Origin of the sequence: Roseibium sp. AS2, assembly GCF_038900065.1 — a bacterium.
Taxonomy (GTDB): domain Bacteria; phylum Pseudomonadota; class Alphaproteobacteria; order Rhizobiales; family Stappiaceae; genus Roseibium.
In genome coordinates this window covers 376349-398711 of sequence record NZ_JBBMQN010000001.1, presented here as the reverse complement: position 1 = coordinate 398711, position 22363 = coordinate 376349, and the positions used below count along the sequence as shown (strand labels likewise).

The following is a 22363-nucleotide window of genomic DNA, read 5'->3' as shown; positions in this document are numbered from 1 at the left end:
TTTTTCGTCAAACATCAAAGAAAACAAGAAAAGTCGATATATTTTTGTCAGGGAGGTGACAAATGAGACAGTATCTGGCTGCGATTGTTGTCGGAATCGCGATTACATTCCTGAGCATGCCGTCTTCGGCGGTTGCCAGGACACGGTTGATTGTCAATTGCTTCTGGCCGCCCCAGCATTTTGTTTGCACCAAGGTTCTGCCGGGCTGGATCGAGGAAGTCGAGCGCGTCACCGAAGGACGCGTGACAGCGAATATCCCGCCAAAATCCGTCTCGCCTCCTCCCGAACAACTGGCGTCCGTGGAAAAAAACCTCGTGGACGCGGCGGTTCAGTTCAATGGACTGATCGGCAACCGCGTGTCCGGTGCCTTGACCGGCATGCAGCCGTTTTCCGGGTCCAGGGACAGCCTTGCGATGACACAGGCCGCCTGGGAAACGAACAGGAAATTCTATCCGGACGAATTCGGTACCGTTGAACTGCTGGCACAGTGGGTCATCACCCCGGGGGATCTTTATTCGGGCACCGATACGCCGATTGTGACGCTGGAAGACTTCAGGTCACGCAAGATGTGGGCGCTCCCGGGACCGTTGGCGAACATCGCCAAGGAAATCGGTGCGGGCGTGGTTGCGACACCGGCCGTGCGTTCCAACGAGGTTATCGCCAACGGTGTGGTCGACAGTCATCTGGGATTGAACGGGGACGGCCTCAAGGCCTTCCAGGTGCTTCCTTATACCAGGTCGATGACGCGTTTTTCCCGTCCCGTCTATTCAACGTCCTTCTCGTTCTTTGTGAACAAGGACAAATGGGCCGAAATCTCTCCGGAGGATCAGCAGGCCATTCGCGGCGTGTCCCAGGACAAGGTCGGCATGGTGGCGGCCGGGCTGTGGGACAGCGTTTCCCGGGAAGTTCTGGCGGGTTTCGGTGACCTTGGAATTGTCGAGCTGACGGGGGACCCGGATCTGGAAGCAGCGCTTGTGAGCGCCGCTGAGCCCACGACCGCCGCCTGGAAGGCGAAGGCCGCGGAAGCCGGCATCGATGGCGAAGCGGCCCTGGCCTTCTATAGAGAGCGGGTTGCGGACCTTTCGAAATGAGTGACCGGCCCGGGAAAACGGGGTTTGCAAGGTCTGCTCTCAAGGCAGCGGTCACGATCCTCGAGAACATCTCGGGGGTCGTGATCCTGATCATGATGTTGCTGACGTTCGCCGATGTTGTTGGGCGGTACATCTTTCACAGTCCGATCTTCGGCGGAACGGAAATGATATCGGCGCTGCTGGCCCTTGCAATTTTCTCCGGGCTGGGCGTCATCAACGCGCGCGACGACCACATCGCGGTCGAGCTGTTCGATGCCCCGGTCAGGCAGTTTCTCACACCCGTCGTCTATGAGATCTCGATACAGGTGTTCTCGGTTTTCTGCATGGGGCTGATCGCCGTCGTCCTGTTCGAGCATGCATGGGACTCCTACACGCTGAGCAAGCTGACCGTCGTTCTCGAGATGCCGCTCTACTATGTCACCGGGACGATCGCGGTGTTCGCGGTCATAAGCGTGATATCCCAGATCGCCGGTGTCGTTCTTAAAATACTGGACCTGAAGAAACGCTCGGCGGGCAATGGCAGATGATCACGGCTCTCCTTGGTTTTGCGCTTCTGCTGGCGCTGTGTTTCTACGGATTTCGTGTCGGCTTCGCGACGCTGCTGGTGGGCTTCGCGGGCTTCGCCCTGGAGCGCGGCTGGACCGCGTCGCTGACAATGGTCGCGCAGCAGGTGACCGAGGACGCACAGAACTACAACCTGTCGGTCATTCCGCTGTTTGTTCTCATGGGCGTCTTTATCTACCGCTCCGACATCAGCAGTGACCTCTACGATGCCGCCTACGCGGCACTTGGCCGGTTCAAGGGCGGTCTTGCTCTTGCGACCGTGTTGGCATGCGGTGGATTTTCGGCGGTGTGCGGATCGACGCTTGCAACGGCCGCGACCATGTCGAAAGTCGCCATGCCCCAGATGAAGGCATACAATTATTCCGACCGTCTGGCGGCCGGAACCATTGCCGCGGGCGGCACGCTCGGCATCATGATCCCGCCATCGGTTCCCCTGGTGATCTACGGCATCGTTGCCGAACAGGACATCGGCTTGCTGTTCATCGCCGGAATTCTGCCCGGCATGCTGCTGGTCCTGCTTTTCCTGCTTGCCGTGTCGGTTTCGGTGCGCCTCGACCCGTCCTCCGCGCCGGCGGCGGAAGATCTGGACAACGAACGCAAACGAAAGGCGGTGCGGGGAACATTGCCGGTTGTTGCCCTGTTCACCCTCGTTCTTGGCGGTATCTACGCAGGGGTCTTCACCGCAACCGAAGCGTCCGGGATCGGCGCCATGGGAGCCGCGGTGATTGCGGCCCTGCGCGGCCATCTCAGGTCCGTCCAGGCGCTGCGGGTGTGCCTGGTCGAGGCTGCCATGACAACGGCCAAGATCTTCATAGTTCTGTTCGGGGCGGTCGTGTTCACCCAGTTCATCAATCTTTCGGGCATGCCCTACGACCTTCTGGATTTTGTCGACAACGCGCAATTCTCGCCGGTGGGACTGGTCGCCTTCATCTGCGTGATCGCGCTCCTGATGGGCATGGTTTTCGAAACCATCGGCATTGTGGTCCTGCTGGTGCCGGTCTTTCTGCCGGCCCTTTATGCGACCGGTGTCGACATGATCTGGTTCGGCATCATCATGGTCCTGGTGACCGAGATCGGTCTGATCACACCGCCCATCGGCATGAATGTCTTTGTGGTGAAATCCGTTCTGCCCGGCGTCAAGCTGACCGACATTTTTCGCGGCGTGACGACCTATATCGTCGCGCTTGGTATCGGCCTTGTCCTGGTTTTCTCGTTTCCGCAATTCGCGACTTTTCTGCCGTCAATCGCAAGGTGAAAAATGTCAAAGATCAAAAACATCCTGTTCATCATGGCGGACCAGCTTCGTTGGGATTACCTGTCCTGCTACGGGCATCCCCACCTGAAAACACCGAACATCGACCGGCTGGCGGAACGCGGTCTGCGCTTTGACCGTGCCTATGTCCAGTCGCCGGTCTGCGGGCCCTCGCGGGCGTCATTCTATACCGGGCGCACGGTTTTCAGTCACGGCGCGACCTGGAATCTGGTGCCACTGCCCATCGGTGAATTGACGCTCGGCGACTACCTGAGGCCGAACGGTGTCACCACCGCCGTTGTCGGCAAGACCCATATGGTTCCCGACCGCGAGGGGATGGCGCGCCTCGGCCTGAATGAAACGACGGATATCGGCTGCCTGATCAGCCAGCCGGGTTTCGACCCTTACGAGCGGGACGACGGCCTGCATCCCGACAAGCTCCTGAAACACAAGGGCGGCAAGCTGAAGTACAACGACTGGCTCCGCTCCCAGGGTTACGAAGGCGACAATCCCTGGAACGATTTTGCCAATGCGGGTGAAGGGCCCGACGGCGAGATCCTCTCCGGCTGGTACCTGAAAAACTCCAACCTGCCGGCGCGGATCCGCGAAGACCATTCCGAAACGGCCTATATGACGATGCGGGCCAAGGAATTCATTTCGCGGATGGGAGATGCGCCCTGGTTATGCCACCTCAGCTTCATCAAGCCGCACTGGCCTTATATCGCGCCCGCGCCCTATCACGACATGTATGGTCCGGAGAGCTTTTCACCCGTTCATCGGTCCGCGGATGAAAAAACAGATCCAAATCCGGTGTTCTCGGCTTTCATGGATACGCAGGTCAGCCGCACGTTCTCCGAAGAGGGCGTGCGCGAAACGGTGCTGCCGGCCTACATGGGGCTGATCAGGCAGATCGACGATCACCTTGGCCGGCTTTTCGACTGGCTCGAGGAGACCGGGAAATCCCGCGACACCATGATCGTGTTCACGTCCGATCATGGCGACTATCTCGGCGATCACTGGATGGGAGAGAAGGAACTTTTTCACGAGCAATCGGTTCGCGTCCCCCTGATCATCCATGATCCACGCGCCGAAGCGGACGCAACCCGGGGCACCGTATCCGACGCCTTTGTCGAAGCGATCGATCTTGTCCCGAGCTTTATCGAGGCGACGGGTGCTCCCCCGGCGTCGCATCGCCTGGAAGGGCGCTCGCTCATGCCGTTGCTCAGGGGCGAAAGACCTGCTGACTGGCGGACCAGCGTGCTGTCGGAAATCGATTATGCCTTCTATGCCGTCCGCGAGACACTCGAGCTGGGCCCCGCGGATGCCCGCGGCTACATGATCCGGACGGAAAACTGGAAATACGTCTACTTCAAGGGCTTTCCTCCGCAGTTGTTCAACCTTGTCGATGACCCTGATGAATTCACCGATCTGGGACGCCGTCCCGAGCACCGTCCGAAATGTCAGGAAATGCACAATCTCCTGCTGGACCGCCTTCTGGACCGGAAAAACCGGACCACGATGACAGACGAGGAGGTTCTCGGTGTCAGGGACAAGGAAGACGAACGCGGGATCATCATCGGCAAGTGGGCCGAGGTCGAAGCCGGGACGTGACGCCGGTATCGTCCGGGTCGCAAAAGATCGGAAGGGGCGCGCACGGCAAGCGCGGGGATTGCGGCAACGGGCCGGGATGCCGATGTTGCCCCATCATCCGGTCAGAACAATGCCCACCACCGCCAGCACGATCAGGGCGCAGCCCAGGATCTCGGAGCGGACGATCACTTCCCGGAACACCAGCCAGGACGCCAGGAACGTGAACACAAGTTCGATCTGGGCGAGGGCGCGCACATAAGCGACATTCTGCAGGGTCATTGCCGTGAACCAGCCGATGGAACCGGCGACGCCGGACAGGCCGACCCAGACAGCACTGCGCCAGGCCGCAAGGCTGGCGCGCAACTGGTCCGGCTCGCGAAAACCCATCCACAGGGCCATGACCGACGTTTGCAGAACGGTCGCATAAACCAGGGCATATGCCGCCTGCATGGGCACCCCGGTTCCCTCAAGCGACAACGACGCCGTGCGGTAGGCGACGGCAGAGGCGCCGAACAGGGCCGCAGAGGCCAGGCCGATCAGGGCCGGTCGTCCGGCCAGGTTGCTGCGGACGGCCGAAACCGTCAGCGGCACCCGCGCCAGCGATATGACGATCACGCCGGTTATGCCGATCAGGATGCAGACAGCAGCGGCCGACGTGACCCGTTCGCCCAGAACCACGAAGCCGAACAGGGCCGCCTGGATCGGCTCGGTTTTGGAATAGGCTGTGCCGACCGCGAAATTGCGGTAGGAAAACAGGTGGATCAGCAGGAACGTCGCCAGGATCTGCGCCAGTCCGCCAAGCGCGCCCGCGACAATCAGGGTCATCGTGGGCTGCGGCAGCCCATAGCCGAAGCCCAGGTGCAGCACGGCCAGATAGATCATCGCGAAGGGCACGCCGTACCCGAAACGGATGAAGGTCGCTCCCGTGGTGCCGAGCCGGCCTTTCAGATGCTTCTGCAGGGCCGTACGCAGATTCTGGCAGAACGCGGCGGCGATCGTGATGGGAATCCAGAGTTCCAAGAGAGCGGCTTTCCGAAAGGAGTTGAACAGTCGTCATCTTAGCTTTTCCCACAGACCTGACTATGCGGAGAAAAGGAAATCTTCCGGTTAGATTTGCTCAACCTTTCCGGTCTCTGCGATCACCTCCCCCGAGGTCAGTTTCCTTGGGTCAGGCAAGGCTCGAACCTGCACGGGGATCACTCCTCCTTCCGCCGTCCAGGATTTGATCCGGGACCTGTCCCGAGGCCCCGGATCAAGTCCGGGGCGGCGCAGGATGGCACATGCGGGCACGATCGGCGGACAGCAATCACCTCCTGAGGATCGTCATTGCGGCGACCAAACCGCCGAACGGGACGCCCTCGGGACGCGTAACGCTTGACAGTGCGCGGCGCGGCGGCTTAGGTCCGCGCTAAATTCGACACCGCCGGAGACCTTCTGCCAGATGACCCACGACCTCGCTTCCCTGTCCAAGATTATCGATGCCGCCTTTGAAGACCGCGAATCCGTCGGCATCACGACCACCGGTGAAATCCGCGACGCGGTCGAGGAGACATTGACGCTTCTGGACCATGGCAAGCTGCGCGTGGCGGAAAAGAAGGACGGTGACTGGACCGTCAACCAGTGGGCCAAGAAGGCCGTGCTGCTGTCCTTCCGGCTCAATGCCATGGAAGTGATCAAGGGCGGCCCGGGCGACGCGGCCTGGTGGGACAAGGTCCCCTCCAAGTTCGACGGCTGGCGCGGTCTCGACTTCGAGGAAGCCGGCTTCCGTGCCGTGCCCAATTGCACCGTGCGCCGCTCGGCCTTCATCGGCAAGGGCGTGGTGCTGATGCCGTCCTTCGTCAATCTCGGCGCCTATGTGGACGAAGGCACGATGGTCGACACCTGGGCGACGGTCGGTTCCTGTGCCCAGATCGGCAAACACGTGCACCTGTCCGGCGGCGTCGGCATCGGCGGCGTTCTGGAACCGCTGCAGGCCGGTCCGGTGATCATCGAAGACAACTGTTTCATCGGCGCCCGTTCCGAAGTGGTCGAAGGCTGTATCGTGCGCGAAGGCGCGGTGCTGGGCATGGGCGTGTTCATCGGCCAGTCGACCCGCATCGTCAACCGCATGACCGGCGAGATCAGCTACGGCGAAATCCCGCCCTATTCCGTGGTCGTCGCCGGCTCCATGCCGACCGCGACCAAGATGGGCAACGGCGAACCGGCCCCGAACCTCTATTGCGCGGTGATCGTGAAAACCGTCGACGAGAAAACCCGCTCCAAGACCGGCATCAACGAATTGCTGCGCGACTGATCTGGCCCGGCCCGGCCCGACCTGGAAGCCCGTGTGCATGCACGGGCCTAGGACCTCCCTTGCGCAAAACCCGTGTTGCCGGTAACCAGACCGTATGAACGGATCTGAAATCTACCGGCGGCTGATCGGCCTTATCGAGGAACGGGTTCTCAAACCCGGCGACCGCTTGCGCGAGGCGGATCTGGCCGAGGAATTCGGCGTTTCCCGCACACCGATCCGTGAGGGACTGAAACGACTGGAAGCCCAGGGGCTGGCCGTTCACGAGCCCAACCGGGGCATGGTCATTCCGACGCTGGACCACGGTCAGATCAACGAAGTCTATTTCATGCGCGAAGTGCTGGAAGGAACGGCGGCGGGCCTTGCCGCAAAGCACGCCTCGAAGCCGGAAATCGAGATCCTGCAGGATCTGGTCACGGCCGACCGCAAGCGCATCGCCGACCGGGACAGCCTGGTGCGCTCCAACCGGGAGTTCCACCGGCGCCTGTGCCTGGCCTCGCACAACCGCTATCTGGTCGACCAGATCGAGCATCTGCGCCTGTCCCTGATCCTGATGGCCGGCACGACGCTGGACACGCCGGAACGCCGGGAGACGGCAGTCGAGGAACATGCGGACATCGTCAAGGCGATTGAACGGGGCGACTCCGAGGCAGCGGAAACCGCCGCCCGCCGGCACATCGCCCATGCCCACAAGACCCGCCTCCAGCAGATCTGACTTGCCCGGGAAAGCCCTCAAGGGCTCCCGCGCTCACGGCATCTGCCGGCAATAGTCCTCGTGGTACTCGCAGATCACCTGCCGCGCGAAGGCGCCGATGCTGGCGTAGTCCGCCTCGGTCAGGTTGGCCAGGGACACTCTGGCCGAGGCGTCGACGACCGCAAAGCCCTTTCCGGGAAGAAGAACAACGCCGGTTTCCTCCGCCAGACGGAACAGGAAGTCGTAGCCCTTCCTGTTGGCGATGAACCAGTCGGCGAAAGCGTCGCCGTAAAGCCGGCCGCTCAGGTGCTGCAGGTTCACCAGCGTATAATAGTTGACGTCGTTGGGCCTGTGCTCCGGCTTGACACCCATGCTGAGTTCCAGCGTGTCGAACCGCTTGCGGATCAGACTTTTGGCAGCGTTCTTGTAGCGGTCGTCCCGGTCGAGCAGGCCGGACAGGGCGAACAGCATCATCTGGATCTGCTGCGGCGTCGACAGGCCGGCGGTATGGTTGAGGGCGACAGACCGGCTGTCGGCGACCAGCCGGTCGATCAGCCTTGTATCGCGCGCATGGGTGGTCAGCGATGCATAGCGCCGGTCGAGGATGGTCTTGTCCGCCTCCGGCAGGGCCGCCAGCGCCGCATCGAAGATATTGTCCTCATGCAGGGCAATCGTTCCGAGCCGCCATCCGGTCGCGCCGAAATACTTGGAGAAGGAATAGACCAGCAAGGTGTTGCGCGGACACCTGGCGAACAGTGAGACGAACGCATCGGCAAAGGTGCCGTAGACGTCGTCGGTCACGACGAACAGATCCGGGCGCCTGGTGTCGATCACGGCCGCGATCCGGTCGAGACCTTCAGAAGACAGCTTGACCGAGGGCGGGTTGCTGGGATTGACGATGCAGAAGATCCGGATTGCCGGATCTTCCAGTTTGGCGAGCTCGTCGTCGCTGAACTGCCAGTCCGTGCCTTCGTCCATGCGGATGTTCACGATCGGCATGTCGTATTCAGGCAGCGGCGGAATTTCCAGATAGGGGGAGAAGATCGGTGTGCCGAGGGCCACCTTGTCTCCCGGCTTGATGAGGCCGTTGGCCTTCAGGGTCTGGAAGACATAGGTCATTGCCGCCGTGCCGCCTTCCGTCGCAAAGACCGAGAACGGGCCTTGCCGCGGCTCGCCGCCGAACATCTCGCTGGCCAGATAGGCCCCGACGATCCGTTCCGCATGGAAAAGCATGCGCGGCGGTACCGGGTAATTGCAGCCGAGAAACCCTTCGACCATCTCATGGATCAGGTCATGCCGGTGGATACCGAGCTGGTCCTTTGCATAGGAAAGCGCGGCTTTCAGAAAAACGGTGCCGTCGCAGTCCCCCCGCCGGTGCAGGAAGCTCTCGAAACGTTGCAGCAGCCCTTCCTTCTCCGGAAGGCCGCCAAATCCGCTGTCGAGATAGGAATAGGAGCGCTCGGCTTCCTCGACGGCGAAATCGCCGAGCCGCAAGAAGGCCCGCCTGGGATGGGTGGCGAGAAAATTCGGATTGCCGCGTCCGGCGTTCAGCATCATGCGGTCCGCGGAAGAGGACGCGATCTCGATGAGCTTGTCCTTCAGCTCGAACGGGCTGAGGTCATGGAATTCGGAATAGTCACGTGCGCTCACGGGTGGCCTCCAGACAGGTCTGCGGAAGACCGGACGCAGGAACTATCGCGTGTTCTGAAGGGGCGGACAAGCGGGATCGGGTTACTACGGACGTGCCCGGCTCATGCCTGGGAACGGGAATTGTGATCCGTCTGATGAACTGTTCGCGTCGTCCGGCGAGGCGCGTTGCATGTCATGGCCGGCAGCCCGCCTCGCCCTGCGACCTGCTCCTTGCCGGGAAGTCACCCGAACCGGTCGGATGGATCGCACTCGACGCTCATTGGTGTCAGCACTCGACGATATTGACCGCGAGGCCTCCCTTGGAGGTTTCCTTGTACTGCTCCGCCATGTCCATGCCGGTCTGGCGCATGGTTTCGATGCAGCCGTCCAGCGGCACGAAATGGCTGCCGTCGCCTCTGAGGGCCAGTGAGGCCGCCGTGACCGCCTTGACCGCGCCGAGGGCATTGCGCTCGATACACGGCACCTGCACCAGGCCGGCGATCGGGTCGCAGGTCATGCCGAGATGATGCTCCAGGGCGATCTCGGCGGCGTTCTCGACCTGTTCGTTGCTGCCGCCGAGCGCTGCGCACAGTCCGGCGGCGGCCATTGCCGAGGCCGAACCGACCTCGCCCTGGCAACCGACTTCGGCCCCTGAAATCGACGCATTCGCCTTGATGATGCCGCCGACGGCTGCGGCGGTCAGCAGGAAGGTGCGGATGCCGGCCTGGTCGGCGCCCTTGCAATGGTCGAGATAATAGCGTGTCACCGCCGGGATGACGCCGGCCGCGCCGTTGGTCGGAGCCGTGACCACGCGGCCGCCGGCGGCATTTTCCTCGTTCACCGCCATGGCATAGACGCCGAGCCAGTCGACAACATTGTGTTCGAAGGCCGGTTCGCTGCGGCCTTCGCGGATCAGTTTCTGGTAGATGTCGGCCGCACGGCGTTTGACCTTCAGTCCTCCGGGCAGGATACCGGTCTGGCTGATGCCCCGGTTGATGCAGGCATCCATTGCCGACCAGAGCCGGTCGATTCCGGCCTCTATGTCTTCCTGCGGCTGGTCGCGGCATTCGTTGAGGAGCTTCATTTGTGCAATGGTCAGCTCCGCGTCACGGCCCATCTCCAGCATCTGTTTCGCGGTGCCGAAAGGAAACGGTACGTCCTGTGCGACCAGTTCGTTGACAGGCTCGTTGCTCGTCTTGCGCAACTCGGTCTCGCTGACGACAAAGCCGCCGCCGACAGAATAATAGACGAATGAGTCGATCACCGAGCCGGCCGCATCGAGAAGATTGAAGGTCAGGCCGTTGGAATGAAGCGGCAACGGCGGGCCGTAGTCGAAGATCACGTCGGTTTCGGCATTGAAGCGCAGCTCAGGCAGTCCGGGAATTCGCAGACGCCCCTCCGCCTGCAGGGCGTCGAGCATCGGCTCGACCTGATCCGGATCCAGAGTGTCGGGCCTTGCGCCCAAGAGGCCGAGGCACACGGCCTTGTCGGTGGCATGCCCCTTGCCGGTAAAGGCGAGGGACCCGTGCAGGGTGACCGTGAGCCGGGCGGCGCGCTGCTCGGCGCCGGAAAGTCCGCGCAGCCGATCCAGATAGCGGTGGACGGCCACCATGGGACCGACCGTGTGGGAGCTCGACGGGCCGATGCCGATCTTGAATATGTCGAAGACACTGATGAACATCTTTACGGGACCGAATGCCTGGGGTTCGCTGACCTTGTCAAACTAACAGATAGCGTGGCAACCGCCGGCATTCAAACGGGCAATTTTGTGTTGATTGCGACATTCTTCCGAAACAGGTGGTCTCCGTTGCTGTTGATGCGCGGCAGAACGGTTCGCGCAAACGGTTGTTTGCGGAATTCCGCTTTGATAGCGTGCGGCCTCCTTTCAATCGCAGCACCAAGACAAACGAGCCTTCAATGACCGACCGGCACCCGGCAGACCTGACAGATGTCCTGGCATCCAAGAAGGAGGCGTTCCAGCTTCCCGAGGGGGTGATTTATCTGGATGGAAATTCGCTCGGGGTGTTGCCGAAACATGTTCCCGACCGGATCGCCGAAGTGATCAGCGGAGAATGGGGCACCAGCCTGATCAGGGCCTGGAACACCCACAGCTGGATCGACCTGCCGGCGCGCACGGGCGACCGAATCGCCCGTCTGATCGGCGCGCCTGCCGGCAGCGTGGTGGCGTGCGACAGCACGTCGGTCAACGTCTTCAAGGTCCTGTCCGCGGCGCTGTCGCTGCGGCCGGAGCGCAAGGTCATCCTGTCGGACAACGGCAACTTCCCCACCGACCTTTATGTCGCCTCCGGACTGAAACTGCTTCTGGACAAGGGCCACGAGTTGAGGATCGTGGATCCGCAAGACGTCGGGGCGTCGATCACAGCCGAGGTCGCCGCTGTCATGCTGACCCAGGTCGATTACCGGACCGGACGCGTTCACGACATGGCGGACCTGACCCGCCGCGCGCACGAGGCCGGTGCCCTTGCCATCTGGGACCTGGCCCATTCCGCCGGCGCCCTTCCGGTGGATCTGACCGGAGCCAGGGCCGATTTCGCGGTCGGCTGCGGCTACAAGTATCTGAATGGCGGTCCGGGCGCGCCGGCGTTTCTGTATGTGGCACCGGACCTTCAGGGCAGGGTGACCTCGCCGCTGACCGGCTGGATGGGACACGAGGCGCCATTTGCGTTCGATCTTGACTACCGGCCGGTGACCGGCATCAGCCGCATGACCGTCGGTACGCCCGCGATCCTGGCGCTGTCCGCCCTGCATGCGGCCCTGGACGTGTTTGATGATGTCGACATGGCGGACATACGCCGGAAATCGGTCTCGCTCAGTGAATTGTTCATCACCGAAGTCGAGGCGAAATGCCCGCAGCTTCAACTGGCCAGCCCCCGCGATCCGGAGGCACGCGGAAGCCAGGTGTCGTTCCGTTTTGAAGACGGTTATGCAGTGATGCAGGCGCTCATCGCCAGAGGAGTGATCGGGGATTTCAGGGCGCCGGACGTCATGCGTTTCGGCTTCACGCCGTTGTACCTGTCGCATCGCGACATTGTCGAGGCGGTGGAGATCCTGCGGGACATTCTGGAAACACAAAGCTGGAACAGGCCTGAATTCAGGGCCCGCGCCAAGGTCACCTAGCGGCGGCCTTGGTCTGATCCTCCAGCATGGCCAGGAAGCGGTCTTCCGGAACCGGCCTGGAATAGAGATAACCCTGGAACCGGTGACAGCCGTTGTCCGACAGCCAGGCGCGCTGATCCACGGTCTCGACGCCTTCGGCGACGACATCCGCACCGAGAGCCGAAGCCAGCGACAGGATCAATTTGACGATCGCCCCCCCGGAGGCGATGTCGTCCATGAACATCCGGTCGATCTTGATGCCGTCGATCGGATAATTGTGCAGATAGGCAAGGTTTGAATAGCCGGTGCCGAAATCGTCGATGACGATGCGGTAGCCGGCTTGTTTGAGAGACGACAGCGTTCCAAGCGCGTGAGGAATGTCGCCCAGAAGCACACTCTCGGTGATTTCCAGCGAAATCTTGTCCGGGGCGCATCCGCTCAATTCCGGAAGGGAGCGCATCCGCGTCACGAAATTGGGATCGGACAGCTGCCGGGGAGACACGTTCATCGACAGCGGCACGGATTGACCAAGATCTTTAAGATGCGCCTGCATCGCGGCGACCTTGCCGCTGACCCAGAGACCGATGTCGTTGATAAGACCGGTATCCTCGGCGATCGGGATGAATTCGTCCGGAGGGATCAGGCCTTTTTCCGGGTGAAACCAGCGGATCAGTGCTTCGGCGCCGATAACCTGCCCGGTCTCCGTGCAGGCGATCGGCTGATAATAGAGCACAAACTCGTTGTCGACGACGGCGTTTTCCAGATCCTTCTTGATGGCGTGATGCTCGTCGCGCAACAGCCGCATGCTCTCCTGGAAGCGCACGCATTGGTTCTTGGTGCCGGTCTTTGCCTGGTACAGGGCGAGGTCGGCGTGACGCATCAACTGGTCGATACCGTCACCGTCTTCCGGATACTGGGTATAGCCGATGCTGAGCCCGACTTGTCGCGGTTTGCCTTCGATGAGCTGAGGAGTGGCGAAGGCCGCCAGCAGTTCTTGCCCGAACCAGTCGGGGCCGCGCCCCCCCGGCTGTTCGAGATGGCAGATCAGGAACTCGTCTCCGCCCAGCCGCGCGACGATATCGTCCGGGCCGGTGAGGTCCCCGAGTTTTTTCGCGACAAGCTGCAGCAAACCGTCGCCGGCGGCATGCCCCAGCGAGTCGTTGACGATCTTGAAATCATCCAGATCGATCAGATAGAGCGTCGCCCTGTTGTTCTGGTCGTCCGCCGTTTGCAGGACCTGGTCCACGCGTTCCTTCAGATAGGTGCGGTTGGACAGGCCGGTCAGGGTGTCGTGGCTGGCCAGATATTGCGCGCGCTCCTTGGTCTGGTGCAATTCAGTGACGTCGATTTCACTGACCAGATAGGCGGGCTGGCTCGTAACGGCATCATGGCAAGCGCGTATCGTCAATTCGTGCCAGCGTCGGCCCACGGTTGTAGAGACATGGGCGACCAGGCCGGATGTACGGCCGCGCTTCAGGTGGTCGAGCAGTCTGCGCGCATCCTTGCGATCGACGAACTGGTCTTCGAACGGAGCCTCCGGCGCGGAACAGGCGGCCCGGGAGGCGGTGTTCCGGTAAAGCGGTTTGCCGTCTTGCGAGAACAGCGAAATCATCACGCTGGTGTGCATCAGGGCTTCGGCGCTTCGCAGGGTCTCCGGCTGCTGCTCGTGATGCGGCCGGCCTTCGCACAGAAGCGCCATCCGTCCGTCCTTCAGCCGGATGCCGCTCATGACCACCTGCAGAACCTGGGCCTTGCCTTTCGGATAGAGCGTCCAGATTTCGGAGAAACTCACGTCGTGTTTGCAGAAGTCCTGCTGGTACTGGCGCAGCCGCTGATCGACCGAATGGGACATGTCGGCGCCCATGTCACGCGATTGCAGCTCTTCCACGGAGGCCGCATCGGTGAACTCCAGGGCTTTCCGGTTCGCCCACAAGATCCGCTTTTCATCGAAATCGAAAATCCAGACCCCTGTATCCAGGCGGTCGAATATCGAGAACAGCAGGTCCTGATCGATCCTGCCTTCGGCGATGTCGAGCGACTGGATATCTGGTATCCCGGCAGCGATTGGTATTTTCTCCGAACGGTCTGGCATGGATGTCCGTGTTGTTCTCCACGATGCGTATAAGCAGCCGCAACGTCCAACGAAGTTCCGAAGCAGGTATTCTGGTTCGCTACCTTCCGCAAGTGTAGTGAACAAGAATATGCCGATCAATTTAAAATAAATATAATATCTCTGAACCTTGGCAAGGATTGCAATGGGTTGTATTTTTTAAATAACGAGTGCCGGAAAAAGATAAATTACCCATAGAAATTTACCGATGACAGAAAATGAATAATATTCGTCGGGATATATTGCCGCGGGAGCGTTAAAGATCATTGATTTCAGACAAATTTCGGCGGGAAGAAACATGGCCCTCCCGGGTCTGTTTCACGCAGAAGTTCTGCGTCGTTGCTTCGCTCCACCTTCGCCTTCCCGAAAGGTAATTCCAAAGAGTGTTGGTTACGATAAATCTGATGGCCTCGCTTGCAGGCCTTTCGGGCTGCGTTGCGCGTCTTGTCCGGTACACCGCATCGACCGGCGACACGCGTCTGGCGTCACCCTGGCGATGCACTTTTTCAAGCCAGTTGCGGGCAAGCTGATGATGTTGCCCCCTTCATGAAACAGCCGAGGCGTTTTCTCGCACCGGACAGGAGATTGCTCGTTCCCTTGATTTGAGAAATCTGGAAAATCTTGCCCTTTCTGCGGTGGAACGGGGACATTATGAGTTGATTGCGCCGCCAATGAAGTTAGAAGGTTTGATGCCGCGCCGGAGCGGGCCTGTCGTGCCCGCTTTGAAATTCGCAGCGCAATGGACCCGGAGAATGAGGTCTGAAGCGCTCTGAATTGCGCGGTCAAGGGCAATAAGAAAGACCGTTGGGGGCGGCGAGGAGAGTGAATGCTGGAGCTTGATGAGCTCGTAATGGATTTCAGCGGGTTCCGGGCAGTGAATGGCTGCTCGTTCGGCGTCGAGGAAGGCAGTATCACCGGACTGATCGGCCCGAACGGCGCCGGAAAGACAACGCTGTTCAACCTGATTGCAGGGGCGTTGCAACCTACCAGCGGTACGATCAGGTTCCTGGGGCAGGATGTGACCGCGCTGGCCAGTCACCAGCTGTTTCACAAGGGCCTGGTGCGCACATTTCAGATACCGCACGAATTCCACAAGCTGACCGCGCTGGAAAACCTGATGATGGTGCCGCCGTCCCAGCCGGGGGAGCGCCTTTTCTCCAACTGGCTGGCCTGGAGACGCGTGACTTCGGTCGAGCGTGATATCGAGACCAGGGCTTACGAGACTCTCGAGTTTCTGGAACTGACGCATGTGGCGCACGAGCGCGCAGGCAATCTCTCGGGCGGCCAGAAGAAGCTTCTGGAACTCGGCCGCACGATGATGACGGACGCCAGGCTCGTCCTGCTGGATGAACCGGCCGCCGGGGTCAACCGGACGCTGCTGCGCAAGCTGGAAACCAAGATCGCGATCCTCAACAAGGAGCGCGGCTACACCTTCATCCTCATTGAACACGACATGGAAATGATCGAGAAACTGTGCGCGCCGGTGATCTGCATGGCCGAAGGCCGAGTGCTCGTCGAAGGCGATTTTCAGACCGTGCGCTCCAATCCGCAAGTCCTTGAAGCCTATCTGGGTGAAACCATGGGGGCCACCGCATGAGTGCCCTTCTGTCGATGGAAAACCTGACCGGCGGCTATGGTGAAGCGGACATCCTGCAGGATGTGTCCCTGCATGTGGATCCGGATGAAATCGTCGCCATTGTCGGCCCGAACGGAGCCGGCAAGTCCACGGCCATGAAATCCGTCTTCGGTCTCCTGACCATCCGTGGCGGCAGGATGCTTTTCGATGGCGACGACATCACCCGCTGGGCTCCGAACCGCATCGTTCAGCGGGGCATCTGCTACGTGCCCCAGGTCGACAACATCTTTCGGGAAATGTCGATCCACGAAAATCTTGAAATGGGCGGGTTTTTGAAACAGGGCGACCTGACCGCGGCCTATGAGCGTGTCTACACGCTGTTCCCGGATCTGAAGGAACGTCGCCGCACGCCGGCCGGAAGCCTCTCGGGCGGCCAGCGCCAGATGGTGGCCATGGGACGGGCCCTGATGCTCGATCCCAAGCTGCTGTTGCTGGATGAACCGACCGCGGGCCTGTCGCCGAAATACATGGAACAGATCTTCCAGATCTGCCGGGATGTGCGCGATGCCGGTGTCGCCATCATTCTGGTCGAGCAGCACGCCAAGCAGGCGCTTGCCTTTTCCGACCGGGGCTATGTGCTTGCCGCCGGAAAGAACCGTCACGAAGGCACGGGCGCGGATTTGCTCGCCGACCGTGAAGTTGCCGATATGTTTCTGGGGGGCTGAACGGGATGGAACTTTTCGAACTCCTGAATTTCTATGTCATCCCCGGCATCGTGCTCGGGTCCATCTATGCCCTGGGCGCGGTCGGGATCACGCTGATCTTCGCCATCCTGCGCTATGCGCATCTGGCCCATGGCGACCTGGCGACGCTCGGTGCGTTCATCGCCCTGGCCGCGGTCACGGCACTGGGGATCTCGCCGCTGCTGGCCCTGCCCATCGCGATATTGGGCACCGCGGCTGTCGCCGTCGGCATCGACAAGGTGTTCTACGAGCACCTGCGCGAGCGGCCCAAGATCGTGACCGTGATGGCGTCCCTCGGCATTGCCCTGATGGTGCGCTCCGTCATCCAGGTCGTCTGGGGCGTCGACACCCAGACCTACACCCGCGGCATTGTCCGGCCTGAAGACTATTTCGGGCTGCGCATCCGCGACCGGGAAATCTACACGGTCGTTGCCATGGTGCTCCTGGTGGGGGGGCTGCAGGTCTTCCTGACCCGGTCCAAATGGGGCAAGGCGATGCGGGCCATGTCGGACAATCCGAATCTGGCACTGCTGTCGGGCATCGACAACAAGAAGGTCGTCATGCTGACCTGGGTGATCGCCGGTGGCCTGTGCGCGGCGTCGGGCTTCTTCCTGGGGTTCAATACCGAGCTGAAATCCATGATGGGCTGGCACATGCTGCTGCCCATGTTCGCCGCCGCCATTCTGGGAGGTGTCGGCCGGGTCGAGGGGGCTGTTCTGGGTGGCCTGATCGTCGGCATCGCCGAGGAACTGTCGGTTCTGGTGATCCCGAGCGAATACAAGGCGGCGATGGCCTTCGCCATTTTGCTGTTCATGCTGCTTGTGCGCCCGACCGGGCTGCTCAAGGGCAAGGTTCTGTAAGGGGGCACCATGGAATTTCTGGGACTTGTCAATTACGCCCTCTTCATGGCGATCTTCATCGGCATCTATGCGCTGCTGGTGCTCGGTCTCAACATCCAGTGGGGCTTTGCCGGCCTCTTCAATGCAGGCATCGCCGGCTTCTTCGCCATCGGTGCCTACACGTCCGCGATCCTGACGACACCGGCCGATCCCGGCCGCATCGGCGGGTTCGACCTGCATTTCCTGATCGGCCTGCTCGGGGCGATGGCGGCGGCCGCGCTGGTCGCCTGGCCGATCGGCAAGATCTGTCTGCGGTTCCGATCTGACTATCTTGCGATCGCCTCCATCGGCATCGCCGAGATCATCCGGCTGGTGATCAAGTCGGAACCCGCGCTCACCAATGGCGCGCGTGGCATTTCCGGCATTCCCCGGCCGGCCGGCGACATCGGCTACATGGAATCGCAGATCGCCTATCTGGCGATCGTGCTCGTGATCCTGATCGTCGCCTATCTGCTGGTCGAGCGTCAGTTCAACGCGCCCTGGGGCCGGATGATGCGGGCGATCCGCGACAACGAGGATGCCGCCATGGCGATGGGCAAGGATGTCGAGTTCCGGCGTCTGGAAGCCTTCATCTTCGGCTCGGCGCTGATGGGACTGGGCGGCGCGCTGTTCGCCCATTTCAACCGCTCGATCACGCCCGAAGCCATCGACCCGATGGTGGCGACCTTCCTCGTCTGGATCATGCTGATCCTGGGCGGATCGGGCAACAACCGGGGCGCGATCCTGGGCGCCGCTGTTGTCTGGATCATTTGGTCTGTTTCAGAGATTGCAACGGACCGCCTTCCGCATGAATATGCGGTTCAGGCAAAATACATCCGCCTGTTCCTGATCGGCCTCATGCTGCAGCTGGTGCTGCGGTTCCGGCCGGAAGGGCTCTTGCCGGAGCCCCTCAGGGGCGACCAGCGGACGACACGATCCGGTGCGGACCAACCGTAAGGCCCGTTCCCTCAGGCAGACACGTGATCCCTCAGGTGTCTCGCCCGGAAAATCCAAAGACCCGGCAAAGACCGGATAATTGAGGAGGTACTGTTATGAAAACCAAGATTCTCGCGCTCACGGCCGGCCTGATGACGGCAACCGCGCTGGCATCCGCACCGGCCCTGGCGGACGTCAAGATCGGCCTGCTCGGCGGCGTCTCCGGCCCGATCGCGGCCATGGCACCGGCGATGATCGACTCCGCCCAGCTTGCGGTCCAGCAGGTCAACGAGCAGGGCGGTATCGGCGCCGATGAAAAGCTCGTCGGCGTTGTCGGCGACAGTGCCTGCAATCCGCAGAACGGCACGGATGCGGCCACCAAGGCCGTCAACATCGAGGGTGTCGTCGGCATCGTCGGCCCGCATTGCTCCGGCGCCGTTCTGGCAGCGGCCGGGTCCGTGACCATCCCGGCCGGCATCACGCTGATCACGCCGTCGGGCACGTCTCCGGAAATCTCCAATCTGGAAGACAAGGGCACCGTGTTCCGCACCGTGCCGTCCGACGACTATCAGGGCCGCGCCCTGGCACGCACCCTGAAAGATCAGGGCTACGGCAAGGTGGCGGTCGCCTATCTCAACAACGACTACGGCACCGGTCTCGCCAACGCGTTCAAGGCGGAATATGTCGATGCGCTGGGCGGCGAGATCACCCAGTTTGCAGCTCATGAAGAAGGCAAGGCATCCTACCGTTCAAACCTGGCGGAACTCGCCAAGGGTGGCGCGGACACCCTGGTCATCTTCGATTACGGTGACGGCACCGGGCTGACCATCCTGCGTCAGGCTCTGGAAAACGGCTTCTTCGAGAAATTCGTCGGCGGCGACGGCATGAAGTCCGACGCGGTCATCAACGAACTGGGCGCGGAAAACCTTGCCGCATTCGTGGCATCGTCCCCGGTCGGCGAACAGTCCGAGTCCCTGGACATGTTCAACGAAGCCTTCAAGGGCATTGGCGGCGATCCGGATGCGATCTTCGCAACCACGTCCTATGACGCTGCCTTCATGTTGGCGCTCGCCATCGAGAAGGCGGGCGGCGCCAAGGACGGTGTCGCGGCCGCCATGGTCGAAATCTCCGACGGCAAGGGCGAAACCATCCGTCCGGGCGAGTGGAAGAAGGCCAAGGAACTGATCGCGGCCGGTACCGCCATCGACTACAAGGGCGCCGCCGGTGACCACAACTTCGACGCCAAGGGCGACGTTCCGGGCACCTATGCCCTGTGGGAAGTTGGTGCCGATGGCTACGAGGTCATCCTGGAAATGAAATAAGTTCTTCAATTGAAGAATGCGCGTTTGAAGCCGGCGGTTCGAAAGAGCCGCCGGTTTTGTTTTCAGGAACGATTACCGCGATGCCAGTCCGGTTCGGCGTTCGATGTGCGTCTCGCTTGTCCGCAGGAACTGGCGAGACGGCGGTGCGCAGCCTCTCTGTGCGCTCAACCGGGGTGATGACACGCCGGAAGGGCGTTGCGGCCAACTTTCCTTACCCCTGCCGGCCAACCCGTGTATAAGCCCGCCATGCGTGATCTGGATGTTCTTGTTCTCGGCGGTGGCGCGGCCGGGCTGATGTGTGCCATTGAGGCGGCCAAGCGCGGGCGCAAGGTGCTCGTGATCGACCATGCCGCCAAGCCGGCGGAGAAGATCCGCATCTCCGGAGGTGGCCGCTGCAACTTCACAAATATCCATTGTTCGCCGGCTAATTTTCTGTCGCAGAACCCGCGGTTCTGCGTGTCCGCGCTGAAGCGTTACACCCAGCAGGATTTTCTGGGCCTTGTCGAAAAGCACCGCATCCCCTGGCACGAAAAGACACTCGGTCAGCTTTTTTGCGACGACAGCGCGAAGGACATCATCCGCATGCTGCTGTCGGATCTGGACGCCGCCGGCGGCACTCTGCAACTGGAAACGGACATCAAGGCGGTCGAAAAGCCCGACGAGCGGTTTTCCGTGTCAACGTCCAAAGGGCCGCTTCGGGCTGCCTCGCTGGTGGTGGCGACCGGTGGTCCGTCGATCCCGAAAATGGGCGCGACCGGCTTCGGTTACGATCTTGCCAGGCGGTTCGGTCTTGACGTCATCGCGCCGCGTGCAGCGCTGGTGCCGTTGACCTTTTCCGACGCCAACAAGGAACTCTGTGGCCGCCTGTCCGGCGTGTCGGTGGATGCCGAGGTGTCTTTTCAAAAGACCCTCTTCCGGGAAGGACTGCTGTTCACCCATCGGGGCCTGTCCGGACCGTCCGTTCTGCAGATCTCCTCCTACTGGCAGGAAGGCCGGCCGATCTCGGTGAATCTGACACCGGGTACGGAGGTCTTCGACGCCCTGCGCCGGGCGCGGCAGGACAATCCGAAGCAGGATCTGAAAACCGCGCTCGGTCAGTTTCTGCCCAATCGTCTCGCCGACGAATTGTCCGGAGCCTTCTCGCTGAAGGGACGCCTCGCCGACCAGTCCGACAAGGTGCTGCGCCGGGCGGGCGACCAGCTCAATCGCTGGCAGCTGACGCCGGTCGGCACCGAGGGCTACCGCACGGCGGAGGTCACGCTCGGCGGCGTTGACACCAGGGAACTGTCGTCGAAGACCATGGAAAGCGCGAAGGTTCCCGGGCTCTATTTCATTGGCGAGACCGTCGATGTCACAGGCCATCTCGGCGGCTTCAATTTCCAGTGGGCCTGGTCCTCGGGGCATGCGGCCGGGCAGTTCGTCTGACGGCTGAGCAGGGCACCGCCGCATTTCTTGATGACCGTTCCTCATTCGCCGCTATACTGGCGCCGAACAGGGGGCCGAATGAAGCGAGTAACGATCCACGATGTGGCCGATGCGGCCGGTGTCAGTCTGGCCACGGTCGACCGGGTGCTCAATGGCCGGCCCGGGGTGCGCAAGACCACGATCGAGAAGGTCAACCGCGCGGTCGCGACGCTGGATTACAAGCCGGATGTCTTCGCCGCCGGCCTCGCCAAGAAGCGGCTTTACCGGTTCCATTTTCTCATTCCCAACGGCCCGAACGCCTTCATGGAGGACCTGACCCGCGAGGCGTTGTCCCATGCGCGCTCCATGAGCGGTGACCGCATGCATGTTCATGTGGAACCGATCGACGCCTTTGACGGCCACCGGGTCGCCGGCACGCTGGCGCTGCTGGATCCGTCTGTCTGCGACGGCGTCGCCGTTGTGGCGCCGGCCTTCCCGGAGGTGCGCGCGTCCATCGACCGGCTTCAGGACCGCGGCGTCCCGGTGGTCACCCTCGTCTCCGATCACCCCGCCTCCGCGCGGCAGCACTTTGTCGGCATCGACAACATGGCCGCTGGCCGCACCGCCGGCCGGCTCCTCGGGCGGTTCCTGCCCGCAAGTCCTGCGAAGGTCGGCGTGCTTGCCGGATCCCTGGGCCTGCGCGACCACGCGGAGCGCCATGACGGCTTCCGGGAGGTGATCGAACAGGACTTTCCGCATCTGCAATTGCTCAAGGTCCGGGAAGGCCGGGACGACAACTCCCGCAACAAGGACGTCGTCGGCAAGATCATCGCCGAGCATCCGGACCTTGCCGGTCTTTATAATATAGGCGCGGGCAACCGCGGCACGATCGCCGCGCTGACGGCCTCCGGGCGCGCGTCAGAGATCGTCTTTGTCGGGCATGAACTCACCCCGTACACACGCGAGGCGCTCCAGGCCTCTGTGCTCGATGCGGTGATCGCCCAGGATCCCGGCCACGAGATCCGCAGTGCCATCCGCATCCTGAAGGCGCTTTGTGACAAGATGCCGATCATCGAGGGGCAGGAGCGGATCGGCATCGATGTCTTCGTGAAGGACAATCTGCCGGACGACACCGACCAGAGTGCGCCGCAGCCAGCCAGTTAAGAA

The 22363-nt window shown here is 61.7% G+C and carries 18 protein-coding genes; 14 read left to right on the top strand and 4 right to left on the bottom strand.

The window, feature by feature from the left end; genetic code table 11:
• Positions 1 to 62: 62 nt before the first annotated feature.
• From WNZ15_RS01795 to WNZ15_RS01780, 4 genes are read left to right on the top strand one after another with little or no spacing between them, the layout of a single operon-like run.
• Positions 63 to 1091, top strand: a complete 1029-nt coding sequence (locus WNZ15_RS01795; RefSeq protein WP_342891218.1) for a hypothetical protein — start codon at positions 63 to 65, stop codon at positions 1089 to 1091.
• Positions 1088 to 1618, top strand: coding sequence for a TRAP transporter small permease (locus WNZ15_RS01790; protein ID WP_342891217.1), 531 nt, complete (start codon positions 1088 to 1090; stop codon positions 1616 to 1618). Before WNZ15_RS01795 ends, WNZ15_RS01790 begins: the two co-directional genes overlap by 4 nt.
• A complete protein-coding gene (locus WNZ15_RS01785) occupies positions 1615 to 2910 on the top strand; it encodes a TRAP transporter large permease (RefSeq protein WP_342891216.1) in 1296 nt (431 codons plus the stop codon). The genes WNZ15_RS01790 and WNZ15_RS01785 overlap by 4 nt, the downstream gene beginning before the upstream one ends.
• Positions 2911 to 2913: 3 nt before the next feature.
• Positions 2914 to 4518 carry an alkaline phosphatase family protein gene (locus WNZ15_RS01780; protein WP_342891215.1) on the top strand — a complete coding sequence of 535 codons (1605 nt, stop codon included), beginning with the start codon at positions 2914 to 2916 and terminating at the stop codon, positions 4516 to 4518.
• A 93-nt stretch (positions 4519 to 4611) separates the two neighbouring features.
• Here the strand turns inward: WNZ15_RS01780 and WNZ15_RS01775 are convergent, their stop codons facing one another.
• Entirely contained in the window at positions 4612 to 5517 is a 906-nt protein-coding gene (locus WNZ15_RS01775; protein WP_342891214.1) for a DMT family transporter, read from the bottom strand.
• 421 nt (positions 5518 to 5938) lie between these two features.
• Here WNZ15_RS01775 and dapD point away from each other — a divergent pair, with 421 nt between their 5' ends.
• Positions 5939 to 6790, top strand: a complete 852-nt coding sequence (dapD, locus tag WNZ15_RS01770; RefSeq protein ID WP_342891213.1) for a 2,3,4,5-tetrahydropyridine-2,6-dicarboxylate N-succinyltransferase — start codon at positions 5939 to 5941, stop codon at positions 6788 to 6790.
• 94 nt (positions 6791 to 6884) lie between these two features.
• Positions 6885 to 7502 (top strand): GntR family transcriptional regulator, encoded by a 618-nt coding sequence (locus tag WNZ15_RS01765; RefSeq protein WP_342891212.1) that lies wholly within the window; start codon positions 6885 to 6887, stop codon positions 7500 to 7502.
• A 33-nt stretch (positions 7503 to 7535) separates the two neighbouring features.
• On the opposite strand, the gene WNZ15_RS01760 is transcribed toward WNZ15_RS01765, so the two are convergent.
• Positions 7536 to 9131 carry a bifunctional aspartate transaminase/aspartate 4-decarboxylase gene (locus WNZ15_RS01760; RefSeq protein ID WP_342891211.1) on the bottom strand — a complete coding sequence of 532 codons (1596 nt, stop codon included), beginning with the start codon at positions 9129 to 9131 and terminating at the stop codon, positions 7536 to 7538.
• A 265-nt stretch (positions 9132 to 9396) separates the two neighbouring features.
• Positions 9397 to 10791 (bottom strand): L-serine ammonia-lyase, encoded by a 1395-nt coding sequence (locus WNZ15_RS01755; protein ID WP_342891210.1) that lies wholly within the window; start codon positions 10789 to 10791, stop codon positions 9397 to 9399.
• Positions 10792 to 11027: 236 nt separating this feature from the next.
• Here WNZ15_RS01755 and kynU point away from each other — a divergent pair, with 236 nt between their 5' ends.
• A complete protein-coding gene (kynU, locus tag WNZ15_RS01750; RefSeq protein WP_342891209.1) occupies positions 11028 to 12248 on the top strand; it encodes a kynureninase in 1221 nt (406 codons plus the stop codon).
• Here kynU and WNZ15_RS01745 read toward each other — a convergent pair.
• Positions 12241 to 14319 carry an EAL domain-containing protein gene (locus tag WNZ15_RS01745; protein WP_342891208.1) on the bottom strand — a complete coding sequence of 693 codons (2079 nt, stop codon included), beginning with the start codon at positions 14317 to 14319 and terminating at the stop codon, positions 12241 to 12243. The genes kynU and WNZ15_RS01745 overlap by 8 nt on opposite strands.
• An 844-nt stretch (positions 14320 to 15163) precedes the next feature.
• Between WNZ15_RS01745 and WNZ15_RS01740 the strand changes: the two genes are divergently transcribed.
• The 7 genes from WNZ15_RS01740 to WNZ15_RS01710 all read left to right on the top strand — a co-directional run bounded on the left by WNZ15_RS01740 (position 15164) and on the right by WNZ15_RS01710 (position 22360).
• On the top strand, positions 15164 to 15934 hold the full coding sequence (locus WNZ15_RS01740) for an ABC transporter ATP-binding protein (protein ID WP_342891207.1): 771 nt from the start codon (positions 15164 to 15166) through the stop codon (positions 15932 to 15934).
• Entirely contained in the window at positions 15931 to 16638 is a 708-nt protein-coding gene (locus WNZ15_RS01735) for an ABC transporter ATP-binding protein (protein WP_342891206.1), read from the top strand. The genes WNZ15_RS01740 and WNZ15_RS01735 overlap by 4 nt, the downstream gene beginning before the upstream one ends.
• 5 nt (positions 16639 to 16643) lie before the next feature.
• Positions 16644 to 17516 (top strand): branched-chain amino acid ABC transporter permease, encoded by an 873-nt coding sequence (locus tag WNZ15_RS01730; RefSeq protein ID WP_342891205.1) that lies wholly within the window; start codon positions 16644 to 16646, stop codon positions 17514 to 17516.
• Between the two features lie 9 nt (positions 17517 to 17525).
• On the top strand, positions 17526 to 18491 hold the full coding sequence (locus WNZ15_RS01725) for a branched-chain amino acid ABC transporter permease (protein WP_342891204.1): 966 nt from the start codon (positions 17526 to 17528) through the stop codon (positions 18489 to 18491).
• Between the two features lie 95 nt (positions 18492 to 18586).
• Positions 18587 to 19792, top strand: a complete 1206-nt coding sequence (locus WNZ15_RS01720) for an ABC transporter substrate-binding protein (protein ID WP_342891203.1) — start codon at positions 18587 to 18589, stop codon at positions 19790 to 19792.
• 246 nt (positions 19793 to 20038) lie between these two features.
• Positions 20039 to 21217, top strand: coding sequence for an NAD(P)/FAD-dependent oxidoreductase (locus tag WNZ15_RS01715; RefSeq protein WP_342891202.1), 1179 nt, complete (start codon positions 20039 to 20041; stop codon positions 21215 to 21217).
• Positions 21218 to 21295: 78 nt separating this feature from the next.
• Positions 21296 to 22360, top strand: coding sequence for a LacI family DNA-binding transcriptional regulator (locus WNZ15_RS01710; protein WP_342891201.1), 1065 nt, complete (start codon positions 21296 to 21298; stop codon positions 22358 to 22360).
• Positions 22361 to 22363 lie beyond the last annotated feature (3 nt).